This is a genomic window from Enterococcus sp. DIV1316a (genome assembly GCF_050536915.1).
Taxonomy (GTDB): domain Bacteria; phylum Bacillota; class Bacilli; order Lactobacillales; family Enterococcaceae; genus Enterococcus; species Enterococcus faecalis.
Genome location: NZ_CP172913.1, coordinates 991,453 through 1,003,787, shown reverse-complemented (window position 1 = coordinate 1,003,787; position 12,335 = coordinate 991,453). Strand labels below are relative to the sequence as shown.

Annotated in this window: 10 protein-coding genes and 1 pseudogene; 1 reads left to right on the top strand and 10 read right to left on the bottom strand. The window is 37.3% G+C overall.

Annotation, left to right across the window (positions count from 1 at the left end):
• Positions 1-29 precede the first annotated feature (29 nt).
• The 7 genes and pseudogenes from IGL56_RS04940 to IGL56_RS04910 form a co-directional block, all read right to left on the bottom strand.
• Complete coding sequence (locus tag IGL56_RS04940) at positions 30-1,358, bottom strand: amidohydrolase (protein WP_002391613.1); 1,329 nt, start codon at positions 1,356-1,358, stop codon at positions 30-32.
• Complete coding sequence (locus IGL56_RS04935; protein WP_002399327.1) at positions 1,342-3,126, bottom strand: adenine deaminase; 1,785 nt, start codon at positions 3,124-3,126, stop codon at positions 1,342-1,344. The genes IGL56_RS04940 and IGL56_RS04935 overlap by 17 nt, the downstream gene beginning before the upstream one ends.
• A complete protein-coding gene (locus IGL56_RS04930) occupies positions 3,102-4,166 on the bottom strand; it encodes an ABC transporter substrate-binding protein (RefSeq protein WP_002357914.1) in 1,065 nt (354 codons plus the stop codon). Before IGL56_RS04930 ends, IGL56_RS04935 begins: the two co-directional genes overlap by 25 nt.
• A 26-nt stretch (positions 4,167-4,192) precedes the next feature.
• The gene (locus tag IGL56_RS04925) at positions 4,193-5,233 is read right to left on the bottom strand and encodes an ABC transporter ATP-binding protein (protein WP_002384674.1); all 1,041 of its coding nucleotides are present in this window, start codon (positions 5,231-5,233) and stop codon (positions 4,193-4,195) included.
• A 38-nt stretch (positions 5,234-5,271) separates the two neighbouring features.
• Complete coding sequence (locus tag IGL56_RS04920; protein ID WP_002357916.1) at positions 5,272-6,051, bottom strand: ABC transporter permease; 780 nt, start codon at positions 6,049-6,051, stop codon at positions 5,272-5,274.
• Positions 6,044-6,880: an ABC transporter permease gene (locus IGL56_RS04915; protein ID WP_002382189.1), complete on the bottom strand. Its 837-nt coding sequence runs from the start codon at positions 6,878-6,880 to the stop codon at positions 6,044-6,046. Before IGL56_RS04915 ends, IGL56_RS04920 begins: the two co-directional genes overlap by 8 nt.
• Positions 6,881-7,087: 207 nt before the next feature.
• Positions 7,088-7,469 (bottom strand): annotated as a pseudogene (locus IGL56_RS04910) (hypothetical protein).
• Positions 7,470-7,699: 230 nt separating this feature from the next.
• Here IGL56_RS04910 and IGL56_RS04905 point away from each other — a divergent pair.
• Positions 7,700-8,461 carry a WxL domain-containing protein gene (locus tag IGL56_RS04905; RefSeq protein ID WP_002361651.1) on the top strand — a complete coding sequence of 254 codons (762 nt, stop codon included), beginning with the start codon at positions 7,700-7,702 and terminating at the stop codon, positions 8,459-8,461.
• Between the two features lie 113 nt (positions 8,462-8,574).
• Here the strand turns inward: IGL56_RS04905 and IGL56_RS04900 are convergent, their stop codons facing one another.
• The 3 genes from IGL56_RS04900 to alsS form a co-directional block, all read right to left on the bottom strand.
• Positions 8,575-9,657 carry a PA2928 family protein gene (locus IGL56_RS04900; RefSeq protein WP_002357921.1) on the bottom strand — a complete coding sequence of 361 codons (1,083 nt, stop codon included), beginning with the start codon at positions 9,655-9,657 and terminating at the stop codon, positions 8,575-8,577.
• Between the two features lie 157 nt (positions 9,658-9,814).
• Entirely contained in the window at positions 9,815-10,519 is a 705-nt protein-coding gene (budA, locus tag IGL56_RS04895) for an acetolactate decarboxylase (protein WP_002357922.1), read from the bottom strand.
• A gap of 11 nt (positions 10,520-10,530) precedes the next feature.
• Positions 10,531-12,183: an acetolactate synthase AlsS gene (alsS, locus tag IGL56_RS04890; RefSeq protein ID WP_010815960.1), complete on the bottom strand. Its 1,653-nt coding sequence runs from the start codon at positions 12,181-12,183 to the stop codon at positions 10,531-10,533.
• Positions 12,184-12,335 lie beyond the last annotated feature (152 nt).

The following is a 12,335-nucleotide window of genomic DNA, read 5'->3' as shown; positions in this document are numbered from 1 at the left end:
ATCAATCCGATACGTCATACTTGCTTTGTTTAGAGAGCAGCTCTTTTTTTAGCTTCTTTCACAAACGTATTCATGGCCTGATATAATTTTTCCTTGATTTCTTTGAGATTAGCTTGTTGTAATTCTTTATTGGCAACTAACTGTTGACCGTTCACCCAAACGGCTTCAACATTGCTAGCATTTGCTGAATAAACCAACGCTGAATAGGCATCAAAAATCGGAAACATATTAACTGATTGCGTTTCAATTAATGTTATATCCGCTTTTTTGCCCACTTCCAATGAGCCGACTTGCTCCGCCAAACCTAATGTTTTAGCGCCCCCCATCGTTGCCAGATAAACAATTTCTTTCGCAGGAAACAAGGAGCGATCTTGGTGTGCTGTCTTATGAAAATTCGCAACCATGCGCATTTGGGTGAATAAATCTAATGTATTCCCACTACTAGGTCCATCCGTGCCTAAACCGACAATAATCCCTTGATCAAGCATTTGCTTAATTGGCGCTACGCCTTTGGCTGATTTAGTATTCGCACCGATACAATGAGCGACACGCGCTTTTCCATTAGTAGCAGCTAAACTCGCAAGATCTTCATCTGTTGCCAAAATACAATGCGCTAAAATAAACGGCTCGCTCAAATAACCCAGTTCTTCTAAGAAAGCAATTGGTGTTTTTTGATAGGCTTTTTCAAACTCAGCCATTTCATAAGTCATTTCAGCAACGTGCATGGTCATAGGAACTTGGTATCGCCGACTAAGTTCAATAATTTTTGCTAACACTTCTGGTGAGTTGGTATTCGGTGCATGCGGCGCAAGCATAGGCGTAATCAACGGATGACCTTGCCACTTGCGAATAAAGGTTTCCGCGTAAAAAAGACCGCCTGAAGGTTCTGGACTATCACAAGTGGGCATATCAATGATCGTCTCTCCGAGCAAAGCACGAACACTCATTTTTTCACAACTTTTAGCAATTTCATCTTCAAAATAATACATATCACAAAAGCTCGTAATACCACTCAGTAACATTTCAGCAATTGCATAATCACTACTGCATCCTACTAATTCTTTTGTCATGAATTGTTCTAATGGAAAAAGAAAACGCCGGAGTCGATCTGGCACATCGTCTCCTAACGAACGAAACGGAATCATGCCTACATGGGTATGGGTGTTAATCATCCCAGGTATTAAAATTCCATTTTGACCATCGATTACTTGATTTGCAGCCATTTGCTTTTCATCAAGTGTGGTCATTGGTGCTAATTCCACAATTGTGTCTTCTTCAATCACTAAATAGCCGGCTTTGATTTCTGAAAATTGCTCATCCATTGTTAGTATATGCACATTTTTAATGAGTGTTTTCATGCAAAAGAACTCCATCCTCTGGAAAAACTAATGGATAGAAACGTTGTGACTTCGTATCCATCATCCCAAAATCTGTCACTTTAATGGCTGGCGAGACAGGCAATGATAGTGTGGAAAAGGACATGATTTCATTCATATTTTGATAGCCTAACGCTTGCATAGCTTGTCGAACTTTTTGTAAAGAAGCGCCTAATTGTTCAATCGGTGCTTGCGATAAAATCCCACCAATTGGTAAAGGACAAGTTGCCATCACTTGCTGATCCGAAGCAACCAAATAGCCGCCTTGCATCGCTAATAATTCATTCTGCGCTAACAGAATATCCTCAATCGTATTACCCATCACCATTAAATTATGATGATCATGGGCCCAGGTTGTCGCAATGGCTCCTTTCTCGGAAAGGGGTTGATCCATTAAAGAAAAAGAAATATTACCATTTTTTCCGTAACGTTCCATCACAATTAATAAGGCACAGTTGGCTTTTTGCCATTGCAACAATCCATTTTCAACAGGAATTTCTTTTGTAATTCGCTCTGTAAATGTGCCAATTTCTTGTTTTTGAATCACATTACAACGAACTGTTTCTTTTGTTGTAGCCACCTTTAAAAGTAAATCTTCTTCTGTTAACCTTTTACATTGGATGGTTTGTTGATAAGTGGCTGGAAACTCTTCGATTTTTTCTGGATAATGGAAGGGCTCACCTTTTTCAAAAACGACCTTTCCAGATTTATAAACCGTATTAATATCAAAACTTTCTAAGTCATTTAATAACAAAAAGTCAGCTTTTTTACCAGGTGCAATTTCGCCACGATCATGGAGACCCATTCGTTTGGCCGGCGTATAAGTTGCCATATAAATGGCTTTTTCGATAGGCAACCCTGCTTGAACGGCTTTTTTGACATTTTCATTTAGATGACCTTTTAGCAAATCATCAGCCATCACGTCATCCGTGATAATACTTGCATAATTGTAGAAGTTATTGTCTACTATCACCTGAATATTTTCAGGAGTGATTGATTTATTTTGAAATTGAATAAAGACGCCCGCTTCAATCTTTTCTTTTAACGTTTTAGGAAATTGATGGGTATGATCTGAAGTGATACCGCTATATAGAAAATCTGCTAACTCTTGATCTTCGATTTTAGGACAGTGGCCTTCTAAAGGCATGGTTGGTCGTTGTTTTTGACACAAATCGATAATTTGACGAATTAAAGAATCTGGCTCATAGGAAATCCCTTTAAAATTCATGGCTTCCCCTAAACAAATCACTTTTGGTTCTTTGAGTAATTCTGCTACTTCTGCTAAGCCGATAATCCCACCAGTTGTTTCTAATTCGGGAGTGGTCGAAGGAACCGAAGAAGGAATTGCGTGAAAGATATCTAGTTCTGTTTCAGCGGCCATAAAAGCTTTTAAGCCTTCTAAGCCAAATACATTAGCCATTTCATGGGCATCGGCAATCACCGTTGTCACACCGTAACGCACTACTGCTTTGGAAAAAATAGTAGGTGTCGTCATGGAACTTTCAATATGCATGTGTGCATCAATTAAGCCGGGAATCATCCATTGATTCTCGGCATTAATTGTTTTTTGGGGCTGCAAATTGACGTTCTCTTCTTCATAAATGTAATAAAATTTATCATTTTTAATCGCAACATTTCGTTGAACGAATGTTTGAGTGACTGTTTGATACAGCCACACATTTTTTAGTAATACATCGACGTTCATTTTGTCCCTCTTTTCTAAAACTATTGATTCATCGTCCGATTCCATTGATCAATCCAATCCGCTAGTTGACTATTAATAAAATTAAAATCGACTGTTTTGGCACGTTCGGCAATGGCACCATATGTTTTATTTTTCGCTTCTTTTTCGCTTAGCGTTACTTGTTGATTAGTAGGTCCTTCATTTAACGAAATCGCTTTGGCCTTTTGTGATTCTTCACTAATCCGTGCGTTAACAAATTTAAAGGCGGTTTCTTTGTTTTGTGCTTTTTTAGGAATATTGACTGTATTATAGTTGGCATACGTGCCGCTTTCTGGGACGACATACGTCACGTTTTCTGCTGCGCCTTGAATAATATCAACCGCAAAATCAGCAACTACAGCTGCTTCAATTTCACCAGATTGGAACATATTAGCTAAGTCTGACGATTTTGAATACGTTTTAACAACGTTTGGTTTTAATTCTTTCATCGCTTCAAAAGCGGCCTTCCCGTTATCTTTTGTAATATCTTGACCAGCATGTTCACTGGCAACGTATAACATTAAAGGACCTGCCGTCGTGGCAACGTCTGGAACAGAAATTTTACCTTTCAAATCAGCTGACCATAAGTCATCCCAGTTTTTAATTTCTTTGCCTAATTTTTCTTTGTTGTAAACAATCCCGATACTGTTTACAGCGATTGGTACGCCAGCACCACTTTCAAAAACCTCTTTTGCTCCTGGTGTTAACTGACTTAAATTAGGTACTTCTTTTTCTGTAATTTTTTCAAATAACCCTTCTTTTCCACCTTGTGCTGCATTTGCTTGTGCTAATTCAATGACATCAATTCCCGCATTGGGATTATTTTTTAATTTCGTAAAGCGGTCTGCGCTATTGCCTACTTCTAAGGTAACTTTCGCTTCATTCTCTTTTTCAAACGGAGCGATGATGTCTTTTTTGACAATATCTTCACTTAATCCGAAAGTTGAAACGACTAAAGCATTACTTCCACCTTTGCTCTCGCTTTTCGTAGTTGCTTCGCTGTTTCCACAAGCAGTCATTAATAACGTTGCAGCGACTAATGTCCCTAAAATTACGCGTTTTTTCATTTTTAAATCTTCCTCCAAAATGGTTTTTATTTTTCTAAAATAACTAATTTCTCAGCTGGAAAAGCCAAGTGAATGGTTTCGTTTGTTTCATATAACTGTTCACTTGTTCCATTAACCAGCAATGTACCTAACGCTGTTTCCACTTCATATTGATAGCTTTTCCCTAAAAATGTTCGGACAGCGACAGTACCTGCGACAGTATTAGTAGCAGCTTCTGAAACAATCTCAATGTCCTCTGGACGAATCGTTGCCACCGTCGTTGTAACATTTGGTTCAGGATTAGTCGTTTTCACTATTTGATTTGTTTGTGTCCGATAATGACCGGCTTCCATTTTTTCGACAGAGAAAAAGTTTTCAAAACCGATAAATTCTGCAACAAACTTAGTACGAGGCAAACGATAAATCGTTTCTGGTGAATCATATTGTTCAATCACGCCATTATTCATAATGGCCACTTTATCTGAAATAGAAAAACATTCTTCTTGGTCATGTGTGACAAAAACTGTCGTAATGCCTAATTGTTGTTGAATCCGTTTGATTTCAATCCGCATTGCCACTCGCAATTTTGCATCTAAATTACTCAACGGTTCATCTAGTAGTAATAGTTTAGGTTCAATAATCAGAGCACGTGCTAGCGCAACCCGCTGTCTTTGACCACCAGATAATTGTTTTGGATAACGGTCGCCCAAGCTTTCTAAACCACATACTTTTAGCATTTCCGTGACTTTTTGGTCCATGGTTTGTTTGCTTTCTTTGCGTAATTTCAACCCAAAAGCGACATTTTCTGCAATCGTTAAATGGGGAAATAACGCATAGCTTTGAAAAACCATCCCGAAGTTTCTTTTATGGACAGGAACCTTTGTTAGTTCTTCTTGGTCAACGAAAAACTGTCCGTCGTTTGGCTTAATTAATCCAGCAATCACTCTTAGCGTAGTCGTTTTACCACAACCACTCGGTCCTAATAAAGAAACTAATTCTCCTTTTTCCATTGAAATATTTAAATCTTTTAAAATATCTTGTTTTCCGTCATAGCTGACGCGAATATCTTTTAAATCCACAAAAGTCAAAATTTTCTCCTCTTTCTATCTCGTGCTTCTTCCATGTTTTAGGCAATGGAAGCTAGTCCCAACGTTTTTTCAATTAAAAACATTAAGCCCATTGTTAGTAGCATCAACAATACAGAAATTGCTGAAACAGTTGGATCATAATTGTATTCCATATAACTTAATAAAGAAGTAGGCAGCATCGTCACACCGGGACCTGATAAAAACATCGATACAGGAACATTGTTAAACGAATTGACAAATGCTAACATAAAGGCTGCAAAAATTCCTGAAGACACATTGGGTAAAACAATTTGAATAAAAGCTCGCAATCTTGTACAACCTAATGTCCAAGCTACTTCTTCCATTGAATAATCTAGTTGTTCCATACTTGACCCAACCACTCGAATAATATAAGGCAAACTAATTAAAAAATGCCCCATTAATAATCCTTGAAAGACAGGCAAACCTAATTTAATAACAATATATTGAAATAACGTATACCCGACCACAATTCCTGGAATCACAGTTGGGGATAAGAAAAAGCTTTTAATAAAGTTGCGCCCGCGAACGGAATAACGTGCCAGCGCATAGGAAGCCGGAATCCCTACTATTAATGCTAAAACAGTTGCTAATACCCCAATCAACAAGCTTAACTTAAAACTGTCCATAAACGTTTCCGATTGTAAGGCTTTGGCGTACCAATCTAAAGTAAATCCTTTAATCGGAAATTGAATCGCTGCGGCTGTTCCAAAAGAAGTCACCACAATCAAACATAATGGTAAAAATAAAAACAGAAAAACTAGAATTGCAATAACAGATAGTCCTTTTTGCTTACGCATGATTTGCTTCTCTCCGATCTACTTTCTTAGCGACCATGTCTAGGCCTTTCATCACAATTAATGTTGTTAAAATCATAATAAATGCAAGAACACTCGCCGATTGCCAATCACCTAAAGTATTAGCCTTTTGATATAAGAAGGTCGACATCATCATTTTTTGGTTACCACCTAACAGCTGTGGCGTCGTATAAGCCGTTAAAGTTCCTGTAAACACTAATATACTTCCTACGATGGTGCCTGGAATTGATAAAGGTAAAACAATTTTCCGAAAAGCCGTCATTGGATTGGCGCCTAGCGTCTCAGCCGCTTCTAGCATTTCTCCTTCAATGTTTTCCATAACCCCAACTAAGGTCATAATCATTGTTGGTAAAAATAAATACACTGAACCGATAATAATTGCAAATTCTGTATACAATAAATTCAGCGGTTGCTCAATTAAGCCTGTTTTTAATAACAACGTATTCACTACACCGTTTTTTCCTAAAATGTTAATCCAAGCAAAACTTCGAATAACTGAATTGGTTAATAATGGAAACAAGGTCATAGCCATTAAAAAGCCACGCCATTTTTTGGAAACTCCAGCAATAAAGTATGCCGTTGGAATGCCCAACACGATTGAAATACCCGTCACAATTAACGAAACTCTTATCGTTCGCCAGAAAATTGAAACATTATAGTCATCTTTAAAAAAAGTAACATACTGATTTAGTGTCAAGCCATGATCAGTAAAAATGGTTGGCAAAATGCTAGTAATTAATGGAATCATTAAGAAAAATAATAATAGTACTAGCCCCGGTGCCACAATTAAATAAGGAACTTTCTTGTTCATTCGTACACTCCTCGTTCGTTTTTTCACTTCATCAGTATACGCAAGGAAAACGTATATTTCAACACATTTTCATCTTTTTGTTCGTTTTTAAACCCGAACGTTCGTATATTTTTTCGAAAAAGGTTATTAAAAAATAAAACACGAACATTAAACAAAAAAACACAAACAAGACTGTTTGTGTTTTTTGTCAACTTTTTTATTTATCACTTAATTTTCTTGGAACGTTTGATCCTTTTCCATCATTTTCACTATAATACCATCTTGATACACCTGATAATATCCGAACAATTCATTCTCTTTTGAGACACTATTCTTTTCAGATATAATTTGAACAACATAACTTCCTTTATTTGACTGCTTAAACGTATAATGAAACGCCGAGTCATTCGTTGGTATCCCTAAACCATTTTGTAAAAATTCAATCGCTTCCTGTTTAGTATAAGATTCTGCTTCTAATTGCGTTCCTAAATGCGGATTTTTTTTGATCAACAAATTGTCTTGCTTTGTCATTATTAGCAGACTTTTCTATAACGACTTCCTGTTGCGAATTCCTACTTCCTGAACAGCCAGATAATACAAATAAAATCATCAACAACCCGAAACACTTACTCAAAGTTTTCTCCTCCTCTCCATTTTGATTAGTAATACTTGATGATTTCTTTTATATTTTAGCATGCTTGATATAACGAATTGTGCTCAAAAAAGACAGAATCAACAAGTAAAAATTGTCGACTCACCTTTCTCAACTAATATTAAAAACTATTTGTCTCAATATTTTCGAATTCCCTGTAAATTACTGATAAATAAAAACAGCTCCTTTTGCGTATACTTATATTATCAGCACCTAAAGGAGGAACTTTCTTGAAGCAAAAAAATCTACTCACTTATCAATCACTTACAGCCTTGTTGCTAGTATTCAGTCTCTTTAGTTTTGACCCATCGGTTTCTTTTGCCACCCGTTCTGGAAAAACGCCTGTTTCAGTTGAACTAGAACTTGGAGGGCTGCCTGGTGATGAATCGGTTGACGATGCCATTGATCCTGATTTAGAAAATCCTAACACTAGTTTTGACTTGCTCTTTATTCCGAAAGAATTTACTTTTGAAACCCAAGCGATTTCTGGTGATTTAACGGCAGTTCCTATACGACCTTCTGAAGGCAATACTCATACAATGAGACACTTCGGGATGGGGGATGTTCGCGGAGCCTTAACTGGTTGGCATGTCACTGCTGAAATCCCACACATGCGAAACGAAGCTCATTCTTTACTAGGCATCATTACGTTTCAATTAACAGGCGGCTATGCTCGCTATGACAAAACGTTAAGGCGTTTCTTTATGACAAATACAATGTATGGACTGGATTTTTCAGAAGATCCTGCTGCACCCGACTTCCCGACCAACCCAATTATTATCGGTAACGGTGCGACTTTAATGAGTAACGCTGGTGATAGAAAAGGACAAGGAATGTGGAGCGGCCGCATGACCGATATTTCTCTTGCAATCCAAACCCCTGTTTCACAATTATTTCCTGGCGCATATACAGGTTCGATTATCTGGAATTTAATCTCTGGACCTGCATAAAATAAAAAAACGCTTAGAAAACTAGCGGAATCACTACTCTTCTAAGCGTTTTTTTATATCATAAGGACTATTTGCTCCTTCTATTTGTCTAAGCATGCTTTACCACTTTTCGTTTAACGAATCACTTGGCCCCAACGGTAATCAAACTGATACTCTTGATTACCATTATTCAGGTTAATTTTGTATAAATAACGCGGGACTTTAATGAATAACGCATCCTCTACTTGAAAAGCTTCAATAGGTACATTTTCTTTAGTTAAAAGCAACGGTGTTTGCCACTCGTATGTTTTTTTCTGCCAATTGTATAAGCCAACTATCGCTTGATTACTTTGTCTTTTCTTGTATGACAGAACATAATAATTTGCTTCATCTTTCTTGCCTAATAAAACTGGTGCTATTAGTTGCTCTTCTAGTTTTCCTTGCACTGTTGTACGCTCTTCCGATGACAGCTCTTGACCAATTTGACTCTCATTTGAATCTACCGTCCATTTAGGCGCTTCTTGTGTTTGAAAGACTTCTTTGAAAGTTGGGTCTTGTTTTAACTGCCAATTTTTCAAATCTAATTGATAATATCGATTGTTTAATCCATAAATATAGAGATAGCGATTATCCATAAAACGATAATCAACGAAATCAGAGCTTAAATAGTCTTTTAATTCAGGGAATTTCTTCACTAAATCTGCTTCAGAAAACTGTTTTTTCCCTGTTTTTGTATCTAGTAAGTAAATGGCCTCGTTATCAGCATTATTCAAAACCACATATTGATCTGTTTGACCAATTAAATAATCACGCCAACCTAAACGTTTACTCCACATTCGTTCGCCCGTCTGACTATTAACAGAAATCACTTGGAACAATGAGTTACTGGTGCTAATGCCATTCGTTCGTCCATTTGGAATAATCATTCGCTCGATTGAAGTTAAGCCTTTCGTTTTTTCAGAATAAAACGTCGCACTTTTCTCTTCAATCGTTACTGAACGAAACATTCCGAAAAAGATTAAACCAGCAAAATGTACCACTGCAAGATAAACCAATAAAATTAACGCATAGGGAACCAGTCTCCTTGTACTCCGCCTTCTTATTAAGGAAATAACCAAAATACCACTAATTACTATAAAAATAATTGCTACAATGATAACAAAAATATCATGATAGAGCCAACCAGACAATTGCCAACTTCTATAAAGTGTGTCCATTACGCCATCCTTTCCAATTGTTATTTGCTTATTATAAAAAGGATACTATTTTTTTTTGAAAAATAACAACAAAAAGCGACGAACAGCAATAAGCCCATTCAAGTTGACCTAGTTAGTCAACTTGAATGGGCGTGGAGAAATGTGCCTTGTTATTCAGTTATTCCGCTTCTTCAATTGCGGACAAAGCTTTTGCAATATCAATTTCTTTATTCCGATAATCAGCATCATGAACTGGAAAATGCTGCCGCAATTCTGCTGTTTCCATCCACGAAACAGTCCCTTGTTTAATGCCAAAATCAAGAATGTGCCCACCAAATTGGTGATCCTCACTGATAAAGTGCAAATGAAACCCTGCGGCAGAAGCACCATGAAATAATTTAGGTGTAAAGAACCCTACAACTGTTCCCTGAATATTCTCCGCTGTAAATTCAGGTTGATTGCGTGCGGCTTCTACAAATGGTGGATACGGTTTTTCTTGTTTAGGTGCCACACGGACATGCATCTTCGCAAAAAGACCGCTAATTTTAATTGCCGCAAAAAAATTAGGACTAATTTTTTCTAAAATTTGTGCTTTAATATTTTCATCGGTTTCCGTTGATACAGGGAATGCGCCATCTTCTTGAAAACGAGTAACTGCGGCATATGGCGTTAATTCTTCGCCTTCTAGAATAGTAATTTCGCCAGTTTGATTTGCATGATACAATGTACCGTCCAATAAAATAATTTCGCCATTTGAGCCTTCTAATGTCCCAATTCCAAAATCACCTTGCGTGAGTAACGTACCAATTTCTGCCGTTCCTGCCATCAAACTTTCCATTAAACCGCCTAGCGTACCATGTTGATAAACATATTGTTCGCTCATTTTTCCATCTCCTAATAAAGTTGATCTGGTAACAATGTTTTACCTAATTCTTGATTATCTGAATAATCCACAGGAACATCAATAATCACTGGGCCTTCTGTTTGCATTCCTTCTTCTAAAGCTGCGGCAAATTCTGCTTGTGAATGTACTCGAACCCCTTTGGCTCCAAAAGCTTCAGCATATTTCACAAAATCAACTGGACCAAAATCTACGCCAGAGGATCGATTATATTTCATTTCTTCTTGGAATTTAACCATATCATAACTACCATCATTCCAAATAATATGCACGATATTTTGCTTTAACCGAACCGCTGTTTCTAATTCTTGCGCTGAAAATAGGAAACCGCCGTCCCCAGAAACAGAGATAATTTGTGTATTTGGACGAACTAGTGCAGCTGAGATTGCCCAAGGCAAAGCGACACCTAATGTTTGCATACCGTTACTAAATAATAAATGACGCGGTTCATAACTTCTAAAGTGGCGAGCCATCCAAATGTAGTGGCTCCCTACATCAACAGTAACTGTCATTTCATTCGTGGTTTTTTCTTGAAGCGTTTGAACAATTTCTAATGGATGTAATCGATTTTCAATTGTACTTGTTTTTACTTCTTTAATCGTTAATTTTTCTTGAAGCGTTTCTAAATAATCTTGCGCATCTTCTGTTAATATTGGTTCACTAAATGCTTCTGATAATTTCAAAATATTTTTAGACATATCACCAATTAGCTCTTCTTCCGGTTGCATATATTGATCAATTTCCATTTGAACTTCATCAATAACAATAACGCGCGCATCTTTTTCTGCGTTCCAATTACGTGCCTCATATTCAATTGGGTCATAACCAATCGCAATCACTAAATCACTTCTTTTTAACAAACGGTCCCCAGGTTGGTTTCGAAATAAACCAACACGCCCAAAGAAATGTTCTTCTAATTCTTTTGAAATAATGCCTGCTCCTTGGAACGTTTCCACGACTGGCAAACCAGTTATAGCAACCAATTCACGAATGGCTGCGGTAACTTTTCGTGCAGAGGCCCGCATTCCTAAAAGTAAAACAGGTAATTTCGCTTGCTTGATTCGTTCAGATAAAGCTGCGATTGTTTCTGCTGATGCATGGCCCAGTTTCGGAGCCGACAAAGGCTTAATCGCTTCGCCTGTCACCGGACTATCTGTGACATCTTGTGGGATCGATAAGAATGTTGCGCCTTTTTTCGCTGTTTTGGCGATACGGTAAGCATTGGCAATATTTTCAGATAATGTTTCTGGATCTTGAATTTCTGTACTGAATTTTGTTATTGGACTAAATAATGCAGCATTATTCATGCTTTGGTGAGTTAATTTTGACAAATCGGACCGTTTCACCTGTCCAGCCAATGCTAAAACAGGGTCCCCTTCTGCAGTCGCAGTTACTAACCCAGTTGCTAAATTGCTGGCACCAGGTCCACTAGTTGCAATAACTAAGCCAGGCTCTCCCGTCAAACGACCAATCCCTTGTGCCATAAAGGCTGCATTTTGTTCATGTCGAGCTAAAATTAATTCTGGACCTTTGTCAACTAATGCATCAAAAACTCCATCAATTTTTGCACCGGGAATCCCAAAAATATAGGGCACTTCGTGATTGATTAAACTTTCTACTATGATATCTGATCCTTTTTTACTCACTGTTATACCTCCGATTAAAATCTGTACTAATTACAAATACAAAAATACCACTAAAATTCTAATTAATCAACAATGAAACACCTTGAAAACGTGTAATATACTAATTCGCATATTTTAATAGAATTGAGATATTTCAAAAGATTAAGCAAAAA

What these genes read in the sequence shown, in the direction of transcription:
- IGL56_RS04940 (WP_002391613.1), bottom strand. Translation starts at nt 1,358, where the DNA reads ATGAAAACACTCATTAAAAATGTGCATATACTAACAATGGATGAGCAA.
- IGL56_RS04935 (WP_002399327.1), bottom strand. Translation starts at nt 3,126, where the DNA reads ATGGAATCGGACGATGAATCAATAGTTTTAGAAAAGAGGGACAAAATG.
- IGL56_RS04930 (WP_002357914.1), bottom strand. Translation starts at nt 4,166, where the DNA reads ATGAAAAAACGCGTAATTTTAGGGACATTAGTCGCTGCAACGTTATTA.
- IGL56_RS04920 (WP_002357916.1), bottom strand. Translation starts at nt 6,051, where the DNA reads ATGCGTAAGCAAAAAGGACTATCTGTTATTGCAATTCTAGTTTTTCTG.
- IGL56_RS04915 (WP_002382189.1), bottom strand. Translation starts at nt 6,880, where the DNA reads ATGAACAAGAAAGTTCCTTATTTAATTGTGGCACCGGGGCTAGTACTA.
- IGL56_RS04900 (WP_002357921.1), bottom strand. Translation starts at nt 9,657, where the DNA reads ATGGACACACTTTATAGAAGTTGGCAATTGTCTGGTTGGCTCTATCAT.
- budA (WP_002357922.1), bottom strand. Translation starts at nt 10,519, where the DNA reads ATGAGCGAACAATATGTTTATCAACATGGTACGCTAGGCGGTTTAATG.